The sequence below is a fragment of the Legionella stuttgartensis genome, assembly GCF_977063405.2.
On the sequence record NZ_CDRUHA020000082.1, the window covers coordinates 103,556 to 121,525 of the forward strand.

Below are 17,970 nucleotides of genomic sequence, written 5' to 3' on the forward strand. Positions count from 1 at the left end.
CGGAGTGCGTTGTGTCTTTTATTGTTTGTAAAAATCTTTCACTCACATATCCTGTTTATGATATTGATGCACGTTCTTTAAAAAGAGGTATTGCCAACATTGCAACTGGGGGCCTTTTAAGTAATGGGAAAAGTGGCAAACTGCAAGTGCAGGCTTTAAATAATATTTCTTTGAACTTAAAAAAAGGAGATCGTTTAGGATTAATAGGTCATAATGGGGCAGGAAAATCCACCTTACTTCGAGTTCTCTCCGGTGTTTATGAACCATTGCAAGGAACGATACACATTAAGGGAAATATTGTTTCGTTAATCAATATCAGTGTAGGCATGCAACCCACACTTACGGGTTATGAAAACATCCGTATGCGAGGACTAATTCTTGGCTTATCCAACGATCAAATAAAAAGCATTATTAAAAACGTTGAAGAATTTACAGAACTTGGTGATTTTCTTTCAATGCCCGTTAAAACCTACTCCAGTGGGATGATGATTCGCTTAGCATTTGGTTTATCAACTGCATTAGTTCCCGATATTCTACTTGTAGATGAAGTAATTGGGGTAGGCGATGCAAGCTTTATTGAAAAAGCAAAAAATCGTATGAATGAATATGTAAATCAATCCAATATAATGGTACTTGCATCTCATTCAAATGAAATCATCAAACAATTTTGCAATTGTGTACTGTGGCTAGAGCATGGAAGTGTAAAAATGTTTGGTGACGTCAATTCAGTTATGGATGTTTATGAAGGAAAAGTACAACCCGCTTAAATGGGTTTTGTAACCCGGGTGAAGCCCCAGGCCGTAACCCTGGAACTATTTGCAAGGAAAACGCGGATTCCTCGCTTCATCCAGGCTACAATCTAATATGTCTTTATTTATCAACTATGAACTATTTAGGGTTCGTTTTATCTTTATTTATGTTGAGTCAATAATGAACAATTCGTTTTGGTGAGACCCAACAATAAATAAAATGGATTAATTCTAGTCTTTTGATTTAAGAGAACGCTTCTCAGCCATCCGCCCTATGCGAGAATAAACTCGATAGAGCAACATCTTTGATCGAATGACTATTTGTTTCCATGGGCGCCATCCCAAATCCCATCGAGGAAGAAGCCAAATATCCAGAACAAAAAAACGTAGGGAAACAAAAGAACCTAAAATACTTAATAAGAGAAAACGATAAATGGTTTTATAGAGCCGATAACCCGTTGGCGTTCGCTCTATATAATATTGATAAAGTTTATTTAAATCACTCACCGTGGAATTTAGTGTAAACTTCTCAAGCATATAGGCTCGCCCTGCCTCTCCAAGTTTTTTTGCTGTTTTAGGATCTCGCAATAAACTTAAAACTCCTTTTGCTAAATCGACAGGATCGGCAACATGAACCTGGACACCTGTTTTTCCATCAATGACGGTATCAACCAAACCACCTACCCGAGTTACCACGGTAGGACACTCCATCAACAAAGCCTCGATTGTCCCACCGAGGTTCTCATTTAATGAGGCTTGTATTGATACATCCAAATCCCGATATATACGAGGAATATCCTGGCGATGTCCTGTAAAAATCACGCTATCTTGTAATCCAAGTTCTGCAACCAATGCTTGCATGGATTGCAGCACTTCCTGTCCTGTTTCTCCCCAGCCACTGCCAATCAAAAGCAATTTTGCATTTGGAAATTCTTTAAGAATCAGTGGAGCCGCACGAATCACATCCTCATGGCCTTTAATTGCTTTTCCATGTAAAAAAGGTGGCGTCCATCTATTTTTTCCTAATTTTGGATAAAAATAGGCAATCATTCCAATTAACGGTGTTTCTTCTGGCCAACCAAATTCTTCTCTCAGGCCTGCAGGGAGTGTTGCTTCTGCATCAAAACGTCGCTCATCAGGACTGTAATAAATGACATGAAGTCGATGTTCTGGAACACCCATTTTCAGATAGAGTTGTTTGGAATAATTACAAGAAGGTATCACAGCCACATCCATCCAGGAGGTTGTTTTATCAATCCATCGAGGTGTATCAGCTTCAAGATGAAAAGGACCGGCAATCATGGAAAGTCGAATAGGCACATCTGCAATCCAGCTCGCAATTCGACCAATAACCATTGATGGAAAAAGATGCGTTTGGATTACATCAAATCTTTTTTGTCTTAATAATTTAACTAATTTTAAGATCTTTTGAGGTAAAAAGAATATGTCAGTGGGACGCATGAAATCGAAATCTGCGGTATAGACAGGAATGTTTTCTGATTTAAAACGGTCAACCAAGGTGCCTGAATCCCCGCTTAAAATTACAGAAACCTCATACTGATAAGTATTCCGAAGCTCACGTAATTGTTCAAAAGCCCATGTTCCTCCTTCCGTGGTTGAGAGCACATAGCAAATTTTTAGTGGAGCCATTCTAAAACATACCCTATTTCTTTTACTAAAATTTGAAAAAAGCCATTATCAATGATAAGCCTCTATTGTGTAAAGAACTTTAAGAATAGGGGCCGTACTACACGCTATAGACTTTCCGTCTATCTCTAGCTATCGGTGTTTCTTGATTGGAAATCAATGCACAGAGGATAGGTTGTTTCCAATTTCCGAAAATTACATAATCTATTGCCAGAGAAGGAGCTGATAAAATACTTATCCAAAACTAGTTGTTCCGCCCAGATGTAGGTCTCTCAATTCTGTTTACTTGCCATAGTAACTGTATTATTTGTCGTGTTACCGGTTTGCTCCAAAACATACTCTTTGATAAAAAAATTGCTATTCAAATTCAATGGAGTATGGTATTTTTACGAGTGGTCAAAAGACCGCTAAATACGCGATTAGGATGCGTGCGCTGTTAATGTTAGTGTTATAGATTTCGACAATGTTTAAATGGATTTTTTCATGACTGTAAATACTCTTTGTGTTTTTGGAACCCGCCCTGAAGCCATCAAAATGGCCCCTTTGGTTCAAAAGTTAGAAGCATCGAAAATTATTCAAAATAAAATATGCATTACAGGCCAACATCGACAACTGTTAGACCCACTGCTGGCACTATTTCACATGAAACCAGATTTTGATTTGCAGGTAATGACAGCGAATCAGGATTTAAGTAATCTCACATCAAGGATCCTAACAGGTCTGACCGATGTGTTTAAAGAGTATCAACCGCAATTAGTACTTGTCCATGGTGATACGACTTCCGCTTTGGCGGCTTCATTAGCCGCTTATTATCAGCGTATACCAGTAGCGCACGTCGAAGCAGGATTACGAACTAAAAATATTTACTCACCCTGGCCTGAAGAGGCCAATAGAAAATTAGCGAGTTGTTTAACACATCTACATTTTGCACCAACCAAACTTTCGCGTAAAAACCTTTTAGAAGAAGGGATTCCTGATGAGTGCATTTTTGTCACAGGAAATACTGTAATTGACGCCCTTTATCAAATTACGAACCAATTGGATGCAGAACCGGTTCTAAGTTTGCTGCTCAAAGAAGAATATTCATTTTTGGATACTGCAAGAAAAATGATTCTCGTAACAGGCCACCGACGAGAGAATTTTGGTTCAGGCTTTAAACGAATTTGTCAGGCCTTGGCAGAAATAGCGAAACGATTCCCGGACGTTGATATTGTTTATCCAGTCCACTTAAACCCGCAGGTTCAAGCCCCAGTTAATTCGTTATTAACCGGAATTAATAATATTTATTTAATTCCCCCCGTAGATTATTTACCTTTTGTATATCTGATGCGTAATGCCTATTTAATCCTCACAGATTCAGGAGGAATCCAAGAAGAAGCACCTTCTTTAGGCAAACCAGTACTCGTTATGAGGAAAACAACTGAACGACCTGAAGCAGTTCTTGCAGGGACTGTAAAATTAGTAGGCTCAGATGTAGATGAAATTATTAATGGTGTAGAGCAGCTTCTTTTAAATGAAAACCTGTATAAACAAATGAGCCAAGCACAAAATCCATATGGGGATGGAAATGCTTCTACTCGAATTGTCGATATTATTACCCAAGTTTACGGTAATTCCACAAACCCAAATTTAAATAGTAAGGAAATGAATTATGCTGGATGAAAACTCTAATAAACTTCAGCCATTTAATCAACAATATTTGCTTATGCATCAACCAACAGATGACCGATCTCATATTGATTTTTTTAATTTATTCTCAGCTCTGTTCAAAAGGAAAGCTTTTATACTCGGGATTACAGGCCTCTGTACTCTTGGTGCTATTTTAGCTGCTTTTTTACTTCCGAAGACCTATGAAGTTAGATCAAATTTAATTGAACCTTATCCATATCAATTTCAAAAAATAATACTAAATACTGATTTAGATATTAAGGGAGGCTTATTATTTAAAAAGTTTGTCAAGCGCTTATCGCAAAAAAGTAATATCATTTCTTTTTTGCAGGAAAATAATATAGTAATCCCTAAAGACAAAGAGTCCCAGATATCCAAAGAAAAACGCGCTCATTTGTTGAACAAGGCAGCCGAAAATTATAAGGTATTTATCATTAATCACTTTAAAGGAGACATAAAAGACAACTTTAAAGATAATAGCCAAGAGGCTGAATTAGTCACTCTTTCACGAAGCCTCGATTTACAAGGGAAGGATAATAAAGCATATCTGGCCTATACGAATCAAAAAGTATTAGAAAATCTTATCTCCACACAACAAGAAGTCATTCAAAGTAAAGTGACCAAATTAACAGAAAAGATAAATACCCGTATTGGTAATGTGACTGCAAGCCGAAACAATGAGATCAAACGACTCATTGAGCAACAGAACTTATCCATTGCTCACTTAAACAACAATATCAATGCGCTCACTAAACGTGACCAACGCGATCGGCAAATTCGCTTACAGGAGTTAAATCAAGCATTACAGACGGCTCAACTTCTGGGAATTAAGTACCCTAACCAATTTCAAGAAATAAAAAATCAAAATGTGGTGGTCGATGTGGCGTCGAATCATAATGATCTTTATTTAAAAGGATCTACCTATCTGAAGAAACAAATTGCTCTTCTAAAAGAAAATACTCATACATTGAAATATGAAAAAAAGCTTTCTGCACTTCAGGAACAATTAGACATTTTGAAAAATAACGCGACAATTGCTGCATTACGCGAACGCAAAGATGATACCCCCTATACAAATAAAATCGAAAAGCTCCAAGCCGAACTAAACCATTTAAACACATTAAACTTCGATGTGAGTGGCGTAACGCTATATGCTATGGATGGTCAACCCTTGATTGACTCCAAACCCATTAAACCTAAGAAGGGATTACTTATCGCCTTAGGATTAATGATGGGATTCTTATTGTCATGCGTGATTGTACTTTTTCAGGATGCAGTTAACAGACGCAATAGCATGAAACTAGCATCCTAGTCCTTCCAAATTAGATTCTGTTCATTTCGATGATACAGAATCTTTATTAGGTATGCTCTTAAATCAGGTGTCTGGTGACTACAATGAAATACAATGCTGACTTTTCTGCGAAATATTTAGAGTTTATTTTATGGATCTTTTTTTTAGTTGGGGTTGCCTCTGCTCTTATTTCTTATGGGTTCGAGTTAAATTCTGAGGTAATCATTTCCTCGTTTTATTGTTTTATTATTGCTACCTTCCTCGCAAGTTATAAGTCAGGTAGTGGTTTCTTCTCTGCTTCAGTCGTTTGTCTCCTTGCTTTTTTCTTTTATTCTATGGCAGTTCCTCTGCATCATCTGTTTTATGGTGATTATAATGAAAGCGGTGTTTCTTTCGTAACAACAATGTGTGTAGTGGGACTTTTAGGACAAATTTTTGGCTATTATGCTATTGGAAAACCCCGTTTTATCGGGATTAACAATGGCAAATATGAATCATTTTTTGGTTTTTTTATACTTTCCCTTGGCATAGTAATACTAATTGCTGCAATTGCGGGCACAGTAGGATTTTCTGCTTATTTTAATGCTGGATATGCAGGTCGAGCCCTTTTAAAACGCGAGGCAGGCCCCTTGGAGTTGGGTTTATATTATTCAATTATTGGTTATCTATTTATGGTTCATAGCTGGTTTTATCAGCCTTCCAAGAAAAGAATAGTATTAGGCCTCTTTTTGCTATCCTTTTTATTATGTTTTGTTGCTTATGTTAGTTTTCTAGGTATTCGAAGACCCAGTTTTTTCATGGTAATTTCCTTTCTATTCATTTATTTTCTGAAAGTCAAAGGTAGAGTACCGTTACTCATTGTATTAACATCCTTGTTTTGTGCTTTTTTATTTGGAATATTTGCAAGTTTCAGACAAGTTTTATCCGATCACGGCGCCTCATCAGCATTGTCTTATGTCTTAGAGAATTTTAATCTGGCATGGTTAGACCTATCAGCCAGTGAACTCGGCGCGCCATTTAGATCAATGCTCGATGTAGACCCCTGGTTTTCTGACAGCTTTTTGTGGGGCCGCAGTTATGTTGATGCGGTTATTAATCTGCTTCCTTCTTCTATAGGAAAATTTAGCGAAAGTTTAAGCGTTAAATACACTCATGAGTTTTTCTCCCCCGAATATATTGCAATTGGTGGCAATATGGGATTTTTCCCAGTCGCTGAAGGCTATTTAAATTTTGGGGCGGTAGGGGTATTTTTAGAGTTCTTCTTTGTGGGAATGCTCATTAAATACATCGAAAATCAAGCGATAAGAAAATCAAATGTCGTGCAAGTAATTGTCTATGCAATCATGGTACCTTGGTTTTTCTTCTTTTTAAGAAGTGATCTTGCTTCTTTTTCAAAATCATTTTTTTATTCTGTAATGCCAGTCTTTTTTGCTTATGGCTTATATTGCCTTATAAAGAAAAATCCGCAAAAGCATAATTCAATTGAGGTATCAACATGAAACAATTAATCCAGGATATGAGTCATGGTAAATCATCAATAATAGAAGCTCCTGCTCCAATGATGGATGATAATAGTATATTAATCGCTACATCAACCACACTGATTTCTGCCGGAACAGAGCGCATGCTGCTTGATTTTGGTAAAGCATCTTATTTTGGAAAAGCGCGTCAGCAGCCTGAAAAAGTAAAAATGGTTTTGGACAAAGCAAAATCCGAAGGCATTTTAACCACTTTAGACGCTGTTCGCTCCAAGCTATCCCAACCAATTTTACCTGGATACTGTAATGTAGGTGTTATTGTTGAGGTAGGTAAACATTGTAAGGGATTTAATGTTGGGGATCGCGTTGCTTCAAATGGCTCTCACGCTGATTTAGTTAAAGTACCTGCAAATCTATGTGCCAAAATTCCTGATAATGTAGATGATGAGACAGCTGCCTTTACTGTCTTGGCAAGTATTGGCCTACAAGGTATACGTTTAGCACAACCAACTTTGGGCGAAGCGTTTGTAGTCATTGGCGCAGGGCTTATTGGTATGCTGACGATTCAATTGCTTAAAGCTCATGGCTGCCGTGTATTAGCAATCGATTTTGACGAAGAAAAATTAAAACTTGCGCAACAAATTGGTGCCGAAACCTGTAATCCAAGTAAAGGAGAGGACGCCGTCACTGCAGGAATGGCATTCAGTCGAGGTTTTGGCGTTGACGGAGTAATTATTACTGCATCTACAAAATCAAATGAGCCACTACAACAAGCAGCACGAATGAGTCGTAAGCGGGGTCGCATTGTTTTAGTTGGTGTTATTGGTCTTGAATTAAATCGAGCTGATTTTTATGAAAAGGAATTGAGCTTTCAGGTTTCTTGTTCTTATGGTCCTGGTCGCTATGATCCGTTGTATGAAGAAAAAGGATTTGATTATCCAATTGGTTTTGTACGTTGGACAGAACAACGTAATTTTCAAGCCGTCCTTGATATGATGGCAAGTGGCCAATTAAATGTGAAACCATTAATCAGCCATCGTTATACCTTTGAGGAAGCATTACAAGCGTATCAGGTTTTGACGGAGAATAAATCGGCATTAGGTATTCTAATGCACTATCCAACTGATAAAAATCAACCCATTAAAAACGAAGTCCAATTAAAAGCTAATCCTGTTTTTCATGCGAGTAAACCAATATTAGGTTTTATAGGCGCAGGAAATTATGCCTCACGAGTGCTAATTCCGGCTTTCAAATCTGCAGAGGCCCAATTACATACCTTGGTTACAGCAGGAGGAGTAAATAGTGCGATTCACGGTGAAAAAGCAGGCTTTTCTTTTGCCTCTACTGACACAGAAAGTATATTCAACAATGCAGAAATTAACACAATGGTTATTGTGACTCGCCATAATACCCATGCTGAATTGGTAACTAAGAGCTTAGCTGCTGGTAAACATGTTTTTGTTGAGAAACCTTTAGCACTCAATTTAAATGAACTTGCAGAAATTGAAGCCACTTATCATACCGCTCATTTATCAAATAAGAAGCCACATTTAATGGTAGGCTTTAATCGTCGTTTTGCACCACAGATACAAAAAATCAAATCGTTATTGCAATCGGTCAATGAACCAAAAACATTTCTCATGACGATGAATGCCGGCGCAATTCCTGCTGAACATTGGACTCAAGATAAACAAATTGGTGGTGGTCGTATTCTCGGTGAAGCCTGTCATCTGGTTGATTTAATGCGATTTTTGGCCGATTGTGAAATTACTTCCGTACAAGTCCAATGTATGGGTGAAAATCCTGCAGTAAAAATTACTGAAGACAAGGCAGCAATTATCTTGGGATTTGCTGATGGATCTTTTGGGACAATTCATTATTTAGCCAATGGAGCTGCAAGTTTTCCCAAAGAGAGGATTGAGGTGTTTGCGGCAGGAAAAATTCTGCAACTCGATAATTTTCGCAAATTGACAGGATATGGTTGGCCAAACTTTAAAAAGCAAAACCTGTGGAGGCAAGATAAAGGACAAGAACAATGTGCCCGAGCATTTTTAACTGCCATAGAAAAAGGTCTCCCAACCCCTATTCCTATAGAAGAGATTTTTGAAGTCTCTAGAGTAACCATCAACATTTCTGACTTATTATCTACAAAATGAGAATGATAGGAATCAAAGCGAAAACACTTTATGCATTAGGCGTTATCAATTTTTTACGGGTAGTACATTATCGATTTCGTAAAAAATTGATTCGTCATGATGCACAAACCATACTACCTCAAGGTACGTTTTTCTCCGAAACTGTCCCTTCCGAGAGCCCTCTTATCGCTACTAAGAGTTGGCAACAACAGGCACACTATTTTGGTTATCAATCAATTCCCATTACGGATAATGCACCAGACTGGCACTTAAATCCGTTCACTGGTATCCGTATGGATGCAACTAAACCATGGTGGAAAATCCCAGATTTTGCTGCACATTGTGGCGATATCAAAGTTATCTGGGAAGCCTCGCGTTTTGATTGGGTATTAGCATTTTCACAACAGGCAAAATTAGGCGACCAAAACTCCTTAAAAAAATTAAATGAATGGTTGAATAATTGGTGTCTACATAATCCGCCTTATTTCGGTGTGAACTGGAAATGCGGACAAGAAGCTGCAATTCGAGTGATGCATTTGGCAATTGCCACCTTAATTGTTGAGCAAATCCAACAACCTTCCCAAGCACTAATTGACTTAATCCATGTGCACCTCCAACGTATTGCATCTACTTTGAGCTATGCAATTGCGCAAGATAATAACCATGGGACTTCAGAAGCAGCGGCTCTTTTTATTGGAGGTAGTTGGCTGGAAATGCTTGGTATTAGCAATGGGCAGAAATGGAACCAATTAGGCCGCAAATGGTTAGAAAATCGAATATCGCATTTAATAGAAGCAGATGGTAGCTTTAGTCAATACTCGGTGAATTATCATCGAGTACTTATGGACACCCTTTGTATGGTTGAAGTTTGGCGACGAAAACTTGCTTTACCTACCTTTTCTGAAAAATGGCAAAGTAAATGTTCTGCAGCTACTTTTTGGTTGTTTCATATGGTAGATGAGCAAACTGGAGATGTACCCAATATTGGCGCTAATGATGGTGCGAGGTTATTACCTTTAACAGAAAGTGACTATCGCGATTATCGGCCCTCTGTACAGTTAGCCATGGTCTTGTTTAATCATCAACAAGCCTATACGAAGAATGGGACATGGAATTATCCACTTCAATGGCTACAAATTGCCATTCCCAACAAAAAAGCGGAATCATTGGAAAGTAAACTCTTTAATAATGGAGGTTATGCCCTACTAAAACGTCCTTCCATATTTCTTTTGATGCGTTATCCGCGATTTCGTTTTCGTCCAAGTCATGCAGATGCAATGCATGTCGATTTATGGGTCAATAGTGTCAATTTACTTCGTGATGCGGGGACCTATAGCTATAATACTACCAACGAATGGCTTAATTATTTTCCTGGTACAGCGAGTCATAATACCATTCAATTTGATAACCGAGATCAGATGCCTCGCCTAGGTCGTTTTTTATTTGGGAATTGGTTAAAAACCTACTCTCTTAAACCCATAACAGAAACAGAGCAATGCAGTACTTTTGAGGCAAGTTATAGAGACGATTTTGGTGTAACACATAAGCGTTCCATCGAACTTAATGACCATTGCTTAAAAGTAAAAGATATCATACATGGCTTTAAAAAAAGCGCAGTCATTCGGTGGCGGTTAATCCCCGGAGATTGGCAGGTTCACAACCGCTCTCTAATAAACAAAACGCATATAATTAAGGTAAATACCAATATCCCTATTAAACGTTTTGAGTTAGTAAATGGGTGGGAGTCCCGTTATTATCACCAAAAAGCGAACCTCCCCGTTTTGGAGATTGAAGTAGAACAATCAGGTGTCATAGAAATGGAATACAACTGGTATTGAAAGTTATATTCGATATATGTTAGCTTAATCATGTTAATGAATAACAAACATTTTTTTAAACTGGATGGTATATATCCCATCAGGTAGATATAAAAGATTTGATATTGTAAAAGGATTTTGGAATTGAATCATATCCCTACACATTGTACACAGAAACGAATAAGTTGTGGCTTTCTTCCAATGCGTAAACCTATCCTTCATCCCTTTTTCCAGAGAGAACTCCAAGATCGGTGTATTCTTATATCTAGAAAAAGCAACAATACGATCAAAAATTGCTCTTGGTTGAATTTATTTAAAACACGTAGACAAATGGCATTGTAAACGAGTGATGAATACTAAAAATATTGGAATCTTTAGAGATCCAAAGTTTACCATTGATTTTGAGGTGAATTGATATGCATGTTCTTTATTTTCATCAACATTTTTCTACTCCAGCTGGCTCAACAGGAATTCGCTCCTATAAAATGGCCAAAAAGCTGATTGAGCATGGACATACGGTGACTGTTGTTTGTGGTAGCTATAAAGGGGCAAATACCGGGTTACTCAACCCTTTTAAAAATAGGGTACGCGAAGGTAATGTTGATGGGATCCACGTAGTAGAGTTTGATTTGGCGTACGCCAATAAAGATTCCCTTTTAAAACGAACTGTCACTTTTTTAAGATTTGCTTATTCAAGTATGAAGTATGCTTTAAGGGCAAAATATGATTTAATTTTTGCCACATCAACACCACTAACAATTGCCTTGCCAGGTTTAGTAGGTAAATGGCTTCGCAGAAAACCTTTTGTTTTTGAAGTTAGAGACTTGTGGCCTGAGTTACCTCGTGAAATGGGGGTCATCACTAATCCTGTCATTTTAAAATTAATGGGCTTAGTCGAGTGGATGGCTTATAAAAGTGCTGACGGGCTAATTGCATTATCACCAGGCATTCAAAAAGGGATTTTAAGATTTAGAAAAGATGAAAAACGCGTCACCATAATCCCCAATGGTAGCGATATTGACTTATTTGCCGAGTCACTTAAATCGATACGACCTAAAGGTGTTGAGGAACATCATTTAATGGCTATTTTTGCCGGCACTCATGGTGTAGCCAATGGTCTTCAATCCATCATTAATTCCGCTAAAATATTAAAAGAAAGGCAATGCGACGACATTCGATTCGTTCTCATTGGTCAAGGAAAACTGAAGGATACTTTAATCAAACAGGCGAATGAATTTGAATTAGATAATATCATTTTTTTAGATCCTGTGGATAAAGATCAACTATCTCAATTACTGGCTTGTGCGGACATTGGTATGCAAATTCTAGCGAATGTCCCCGCCTTTTATGATGGCACATCTCCTAATAAATTTTTTGATTATATTGCTGCAGGTTTACCGGTGTTGATCAATTACCCCGGCTGGCTAGCAGAGAAAATTTCCAGTACAGGTTGTGGGGTGGTAGTGGAACCAGACAACGCTGAAGCATTTTGTGATGCACTAATCAATTTATCAAAAAATCGACATCAACTTTCTCAAATGGGTCAAGCAGCTTTGATTCTTGCTAAATCACAATTTGATAGAGACTTGTTATCAAAAAATTTTGTGACGTGGTTAGAACGTTGGGCTTAAAATTAGGAATATATTATGTTTAATCAGTATACTGTGCACCCCGACTTTGAAACAGTTTCAGTTATTGGATTAGGTTATATTGGACTACCCACTGCTGCAGTGATTGCTTCAAGAAAGATTCATGTGATCGGTGTAGATATTAATGCATCTACTGTGGAAACCATTAATAAAGGGATGAGCCATATTGTTGAACCTGACTTAGATATTTTGGTACATGCCTGCATTACTGAGGGCTATCTACGTGCTACAACCACAGCTCAACCTGCCTCTGCATTTCTAATTGCTGTCCCAACGCCCTTTATGGAAGGAAATCAACCCGACTTAAGTTATATTGAGTCAGCAGCAGCACTCATAGCACCCGTATTAAAGCAAGGTGACTTAATTATTTTAGAGTCCACGTCTCCTGTAGGTACTACCGAGCAAATGGCCGAATGGCTAGCTCAAATACGCCCTGACTTAACCTTTCCACAACAATGCGGTGAAGAGGCAGATATTAGAATTGCTCATTGTCCTGAGCGTGTATTACCAGGGCATATATTACGTGAACTTGTTCAAAATGATCGAGTCATTGGTGGCATGACTGAGGCTTGTTCGGCTAAAGCACAAAAGTTCTATGAAACTTTTGTCGAAGGTGAGTGTATAATTACTGATGTACGCACAGCAGAATTATGTAAGTTAACTGAGAACAGTTTCCGTGATGTTAACATTGCCTTTGCCAATGAATTATCCATTATTTGTGATAAATTAAATATCGATGTATGGGAGCTTATCTCCTTGGCAAATCGTCACCCCCGAGTCAACATCCTACAACCAGGACCAGGTGTTGGAGGACATTGTATTGCCGTCGATCCGTGGTTCATAGTAAGCAGCACCCCAAAGGAAGCCACCCTTATTAGAGCTGCAAGAGAAGTTAACGATAGCAAACCGTTATGGGTTTTGGAAAAGATCAAATTAGCCCTCTCCAATTTTTTACAAGCATACCCCAACAAAACCGTCAAAGACGTGGTTATTGCTTGTTTAGGGATTACATTTAAAGCGGATATTGATGATTTACGTGAAAGTCCTGCCTTGGCTATTGTGAAAAATATTGCGGCTTTCCATGCGGGCTATACAGTGGTTGTTGAACCTTATATTGACACGCTTCCAAAAGGGTTAAATGGAAAAGTAGACTTGCAAGATATGGAGAGCGCATTAGTCGAGGCTGATATAGTAGTATTATTAGTCGATCATAAAGTATTTGCAGCTAAAGACACTTTAATTAAAAAAGATACCATTGTTATTGATACAAGAGGAATGTGGTCAGGACATAATAAATGAAACATATTATAAAATTTATCGCATTATGCATCCAAAAAGGTCAATTGGCCTGGTCAAGATTAATAATGCATGTATATAAAACGAGATTTCGCCGTTGTGGCACCCAAGTTATTTTTGATCCAATCACATCCACGCTATCTTATGACAGTATTGAAATTGGCGACTTTGTTTTTATAGGGCATGGGGCAACGATGGCATCGTCCAAGGAATATCCCATCGAAATCGGTTCCTATGTTATGTTCGGACCAAATGTCTCCATTTACTGTGGTGATCATGAAATGAATCAAATTGGGACACCGATGTATTTTATGAAAAAAGATAAACAATCCACACGCTCAGGGAAAGTCGTTATTAAAAATGATGTTTGGATTGGAGCCAACGCGACAATTCTCAAAGGGGTAACGATTGGTGAAGGAGTAGTCATTGCAGCAGGAAGCATTGTCACTAAATCAGTACCAGATTATTCAATTGTTGCAGGAATACCTGCCAAAGTGATAAAACAACGATTCTCTGAAGAAGAGTTACAACAGCATAAACAAAAAGTAGCTGAATGGAGTTTGAGTTGATACGCGAATCGATTTATGTTGTCGGTGTTGGATGTTCCCGATTCACCCAAATAGCATTAGGCGCCATTCTTGCAAATAGGCTGGGAGCCGATAGTTATGGATTATTTATATTGTTCCTGACCGCAGCCAATACCCTTAGTAATTTTTCTTTAATGGGCGTTTTACCTCGCATTTTATCGCTTCCCCTTGATGCCAAAGAAGATGCAATTATATTACAGTACAGCGGTGCGATGACCCTTCTTTTCTCATTTGTGATTGTCGGATTATTAGGTTATATGGGTATTTTATTTAACCCTGAGCAATATTCCCTAATATTCTTTGTTAGTGTCGTGCTTTATTGTATAGGCTATTTTTTCATATCGTTGGCAGCCGCACTACTTAATCGTTCAGGTTCTCATGAAAGCGCAGGTTATTTATGGATTTTTGTTAATATTATGGTATTAGCTTTAGTGAGCATTCCTCTGTTTTTAAAGGATTACAACCTCTTTTTGATATTGCTTGCTTCAAGCTGGTTAATCACAGGCTTTTTAGCTTGGTTAAAAGTAATAAAAAATCATCATTTTAAGTTTGATAAACAGGTTATTCTAAATAGTAATCTGCTTAATATAATCTATAAATCACTCCATAGTGGGGCATTCGGATTACCCTTTCTTGCGATATTTTTTATGCTAAATCAACACATTGAATTTAGCTCTAATGAGTTTGAAAAAGCAGCATTTTTTTTAGGATTCCAGCTGTTTAATATCATAATATTTATTCCAGGAATACTCGGTGGTGTTTTTGTACCGCAATTAAGTCAAGCGACCCATAATACACAAAAGCAGTTGATTACTCGTCTAAGTCTCGTTTACTTGATTATTGGTTTGTTTTGGATAACGGCCATAGGATTATTTTCACCGTTTATCTTCCATCTTTATGGAATAAAAAACACCTTTGAATCAGAACTAATAGTCCTACTTTGGCAAGTAGCGGGAGTTTTGGCGGCTATGGGGGCAATTCAAAACCAACTTCTAGTTTCTCGCAGTCAGTTCGTGTTTCTGCTGATCGGTAGTTTGGTATGGGCACTCATTGTACTTATTGTTAATTGGCAATTCCAAAATCCAATGTTTGGTTCTGTTATTGGTGTTTTATTTGGTTACTTGATCTTACAGATTTTGTATTGGTACAAGAATAAAAGTTATTTTTATGGTATTGCTTATGAAGCGTAAACAGATTAATTTTTTGGCGAACCCTCATAGTCCACATGTTCGACATTGGGAGGACCTGCTAAATTCTGGCAATTATGAAACGTGCATCTACACGGCGCATAAAATCAATCAAACAATGATTGTAAACGCTCCGGTCAAGGAAATCCTACCAAAAATATTTAATCGTATTCCTATGGCGATAAAATATTTAATATCTGGATTATCACTAAGATTTAGTCGTTCTAAAAGTAATGATACTTTTTTTCATGCGCACAATACCTCAGGTTATGGTTTAATGGCGTATTTATCTGGTAGACCTTATATTCTTACTACATACGGAACCGAGATTTTTAGCACATCGAGTAAAAGTAAAATTTATTCTTTGCTTCTTCGAAAGATATTAAAAAATGCTATGGCTATTACCTCTGCTTCACCAAGTATGACTGATTACCTAATCAATTATTTTGGTATCGAACGCTCTAAAATTCATGAATTCAGCCTAGGGGTTACCAGTTCATTTTGTTTTTCACAAGAAAAGCGAGATAAGATTAGGAATGAATTACAATTAGGAAGTTCACCAGTATGGATAGTTAATCGGCGCATACGCTGTCAATATCATACCCTTGAGTTAATTGATGCTTTTAATCGTTTTAGGAATGAAACAAATACGGGTTTTCTTATTCTTCTTGAAGGTGATTCTGAAGCGAGTTATCTGGAAAACGTTGAACAGTGTTGCGCTCAAAATCCTTATATCCACTTAATTAAAGGTTTTATATCACAACAAGAAATGTCCTATTATTTATCTGCAGCGGACTTTTCGATTTCAGTACCAGAAACAGATCAATTATCAAGCTCCATTCTAGAAGGAGCTTCTTGTGGAGCCATACCACTTCTTACCAATTTGAAATCATATCAATTAGTTAGAGAGTTTAGTAAGCTTTTTGACATTCCCGATCCAAATAATAGTCTGAATTATGATCCGATATTTTTTGAGTCTTACAAAATGTTTTTAACCGAAGAATACACTACATGCCGGGCCAATATGTTTAATAAAATTAGCTCCTTTAGCATGAATAATATTGTTCCTAAGGTTATCCATTTATATGATGCTACATCCAGCGCGTTACATTCGAATTTATAAACATAAAGGAACATTGACTCATCTATGTGGTGTGAAATCTAGAGCGCTTTTTTAATTAACCTTATTCTGGTTAGCTTGTCGCAATAGCCAAACCTCTGATAGAACAATAATTAAACATGCTAATCGCCCCCGCAACTGCTAAAAGCATCGGAATGAAAAAGCTAAAATTGATTCCTGTAAACTCAATAACGAGCACAATTGCAGTAATGGGCATTTTTTGAGCCGCAGCAAGAAATGCTGCGCCACCAATAACGGCAAAAGCAGATATTGAGATACCCGGCCACAAATGACTCCAAAGGATGCCCAAAATGACGGCCATTAACGCTCCATTTGCAAGAGAAGGAGTTAATATTCCACCTGAAGCACCTGCTTGCACGCTAGTACAAACAATTAAAAGTCTTAGTATTAATATTACGGCTGCAATACCGAGGCCTAACATATTTCCATCAAATCCTAATTGAGCTGCAGATCGACCGTTCCCTAATATCTGTGGAAAATAAATAGCTAATAGGCCGATAATAAAAAAATTGAAGAGGCAGGATATGATGATTTTCCAATTTCGCGGCGCCCGACTTTTGGCTCTATTGGTAATCTCTTTAAACCAATAAGCAGAAACACCAAAAAGAGGACCAGCAAGAATAGACCAAACAACTATTGAAGAATCAAGTATTAAAACCGGTATATGATACATCGCCTGATTACCAAGCCCCATCCAAGCTATAACCACTGCAATCGAAGAGGTAGTAATGGCAGGAATCACTGCAAACCAACGAAAAGTACCAAGTAGTACTTCTAAAGTAAACAGAGCACCACCAAATGGAACATTATAGACAGCAGCCAATCCTGCGCCCGCAGCACAGGCCACCAGTACTTGGCTTTCTTTAGGATGTAATTTCATTTTATTGGTCAACCAACAGGCAAACGTTGCCCCTAGTTCTCGAGGAGCTACTTCACGTCCCATTGGTGAGCCCAAAGCAACCGTAATTATCTGCAGCAACACGTGCACTATAGTAGTCTTTATGGGCATATAGGGTCTGGGTGATTTAATTGCATTAGCAATACTCACCAAAGGCCGGCCATAACGAAAAACTGCCCACCAACCCCAACCAGCAATGAGACCACACAATATAAGAGCAATCACCCTTCGTGAGGCTGTTGAACCACTAACAACATCGAGGAAACGCTCACTTTCAATAATAGGAAATACCGTGTGCTGATAGGCTAAGTGTTGGATAAAATGCAATAATAGGGCTAAAAACATCCCACCGAAACCTGAAACAATCCCGATAACGATTGTGGCAAAAAAAAGATGATGCCATCGGGATGTTAAATGCTTGGTCATG

The 17,970-nt window shown here is 37.9% G+C and carries 13 protein-coding genes; 11 read left to right on the forward strand and 2 right to left on the reverse strand.

Annotated elements, in window-relative coordinates:
• Window positions 1-11 precede the first annotated feature (11 nt).
• Window positions 12-767, forward strand: coding sequence for an ABC transporter ATP-binding protein (locus ACWTEW_RS28350; RefSeq protein ID WP_454781372.1), 756 nt, complete (start codon window positions 12-14; stop codon window positions 765-767).
• 213 nt (window positions 768-980) lie between these two features.
• Here the strand turns inward: ACWTEW_RS28350 and ACWTEW_RS28355 are convergent, their stop codons facing one another.
• Window positions 981-2,399: a glycosyltransferase gene (locus ACWTEW_RS28355; RefSeq protein WP_454781373.1), complete on the reverse strand. Its 1,419-nt coding sequence runs from the start codon at window positions 2,397-2,399 to the stop codon at window positions 981-983.
• Window positions 2,400-2,879: 480 nt separating this feature from the next.
• Between ACWTEW_RS28355 and wecB the strand changes: the two genes are divergently transcribed.
• The 10 genes from wecB to ACWTEW_RS28405 all read left to right on the forward strand — a co-directional run bounded on the left by wecB (window position 2,880) and on the right by ACWTEW_RS28405 (window position 16,627).
• Window positions 2,880-4,058 (forward strand): non-hydrolyzing UDP-N-acetylglucosamine 2-epimerase, encoded by a 1,179-nt coding sequence (wecB, locus tag ACWTEW_RS28360; RefSeq protein ID WP_454781374.1) that lies wholly within the window; start codon window positions 2,880-2,882, stop codon window positions 4,056-4,058.
• A complete protein-coding gene (locus ACWTEW_RS28365; protein ID WP_454781375.1) occupies window positions 4,048-5,376 on the forward strand; it encodes a Wzz/FepE/Etk N-terminal domain-containing protein in 1,329 nt (442 codons plus the stop codon). The genes wecB and ACWTEW_RS28365 overlap by 11 nt, the downstream gene beginning before the upstream one ends.
• Before the next feature lie 83 nt (window positions 5,377-5,459).
• Complete coding sequence (locus ACWTEW_RS28370; protein WP_454781376.1) at window positions 5,460-6,854, forward strand: O-antigen polymerase; 1,395 nt, start codon at window positions 5,460-5,462, stop codon at window positions 6,852-6,854.
• Window positions 6,851-8,989: a bi-domain-containing oxidoreductase gene (locus ACWTEW_RS28375; protein WP_454781377.1), complete on the forward strand. Its 2,139-nt coding sequence runs from the start codon at window positions 6,851-6,853 to the stop codon at window positions 8,987-8,989. Before ACWTEW_RS28370 ends, ACWTEW_RS28375 begins: the two co-directional genes overlap by 4 nt.
• 2 nt (window positions 8,990-8,991) lie before the next feature.
• Window positions 8,992-10,806: a heparinase II/III family protein gene (locus ACWTEW_RS28380; RefSeq protein ID WP_454781378.1), complete on the forward strand. Its 1,815-nt coding sequence runs from the start codon at window positions 8,992-8,994 to the stop codon at window positions 10,804-10,806.
• Between the two features lie 395 nt (window positions 10,807-11,201).
• Window positions 11,202-12,416: a glycosyltransferase family 4 protein gene (locus ACWTEW_RS28385; RefSeq protein WP_454781379.1), complete on the forward strand. Its 1,215-nt coding sequence runs from the start codon at window positions 11,202-11,204 to the stop codon at window positions 12,414-12,416.
• A gap of 15 nt (window positions 12,417-12,431) precedes the next feature.
• Window positions 12,432-13,733 (forward strand): UDP-N-acetyl-D-mannosamine dehydrogenase, encoded by a 1,302-nt coding sequence (wecC, locus tag ACWTEW_RS28390; RefSeq protein WP_454781380.1) that lies wholly within the window; start codon window positions 12,432-12,434, stop codon window positions 13,731-13,733.
• Complete coding sequence (locus ACWTEW_RS28395; protein ID WP_454781381.1) at window positions 13,730-14,299, forward strand: acyltransferase; 570 nt, start codon at window positions 13,730-13,732, stop codon at window positions 14,297-14,299. Before wecC ends, ACWTEW_RS28395 begins: the two co-directional genes overlap by 4 nt.
• Entirely contained in the window at window positions 14,284-15,507 is a 1,224-nt protein-coding gene (locus ACWTEW_RS28400) for a lipopolysaccharide biosynthesis protein (RefSeq protein WP_454781382.1), read from the forward strand. Before ACWTEW_RS28395 ends, ACWTEW_RS28400 begins: the two co-directional genes overlap by 16 nt.
• Window positions 15,497-16,627, forward strand: a complete 1,131-nt coding sequence (locus ACWTEW_RS28405) for a glycosyltransferase (protein WP_454781383.1) — start codon at window positions 15,497-15,499, stop codon at window positions 16,625-16,627. The genes ACWTEW_RS28400 and ACWTEW_RS28405 overlap by 11 nt, the downstream gene beginning before the upstream one ends.
• A gap of 70 nt (window positions 16,628-16,697) precedes the next feature.
• Here ACWTEW_RS28405 and ACWTEW_RS28410 read toward each other — a convergent pair whose 3' ends face one another.
• Entirely contained in the window at window positions 16,698-17,969 is a 1,272-nt protein-coding gene (locus ACWTEW_RS28410; RefSeq protein ID WP_454781384.1) for a chloride channel protein, read from the reverse strand.
• Window position 17,970 lies beyond the last annotated feature (1 nt).

Coding starts and splice junctions, on each gene's coding strand:
- ACWTEW_RS28380 (WP_454781378.1), top strand. CDS start 8,992: ATGATAGGAATCAAAGCGAAAACACTTTATGCATTAGGCGTTATCAAT.
- ACWTEW_RS28385 (WP_454781379.1), top strand. CDS start 11,202: ATGCATGTTCTTTATTTTCATCAACATTTTTCTACTCCAGCTGGCTCA.
- ACWTEW_RS28405 (WP_454781383.1), top strand. CDS start 15,497: ATGAAGCGTAAACAGATTAATTTTTTGGCGAACCCTCATAGTCCACAT.
- wecB (WP_454781374.1), top strand. CDS start 2,880: ATGACTGTAAATACTCTTTGTGTTTTTGGAACCCGCCCTGAAGCCATC.
- wecC (WP_454781380.1), top strand. CDS start 12,432: ATGTTTAATCAGTATACTGTGCACCCCGACTTTGAAACAGTTTCAGTT.
- ACWTEW_RS28395 (WP_454781381.1), top strand. CDS start 13,730: ATGAAACATATTATAAAATTTATCGCATTATGCATCCAAAAAGGTCAA.
- ACWTEW_RS28370 (WP_454781376.1), top strand. CDS start 5,460: ATGAAATACAATGCTGACTTTTCTGCGAAATATTTAGAGTTTATTTTA.
- ACWTEW_RS28365 (WP_454781375.1), top strand. CDS start 4,048: ATGCTGGATGAAAACTCTAATAAACTTCAGCCATTTAATCAACAATAT.
- ACWTEW_RS28410 (WP_454781384.1), bottom strand. CDS start 17,969: ATGACCAAGCATTTAACATCCCGATGGCATCATCTTTTTTTTGCCACA.
- ACWTEW_RS28400 (WP_454781382.1), top strand. CDS start 14,284: ATGGAGTTTGAGTTGATACGCGAATCGATTTATGTTGTCGGTGTTGGA.
- ACWTEW_RS28355 (WP_454781373.1), bottom strand. CDS start 2,399: ATGGCTCCACTAAAAATTTGCTATGTGCTCTCAACCACGGAAGGAGGA.
- ACWTEW_RS28375 (WP_454781377.1), top strand. CDS start 6,851: ATGAAACAATTAATCCAGGATATGAGTCATGGTAAATCATCAATAATA.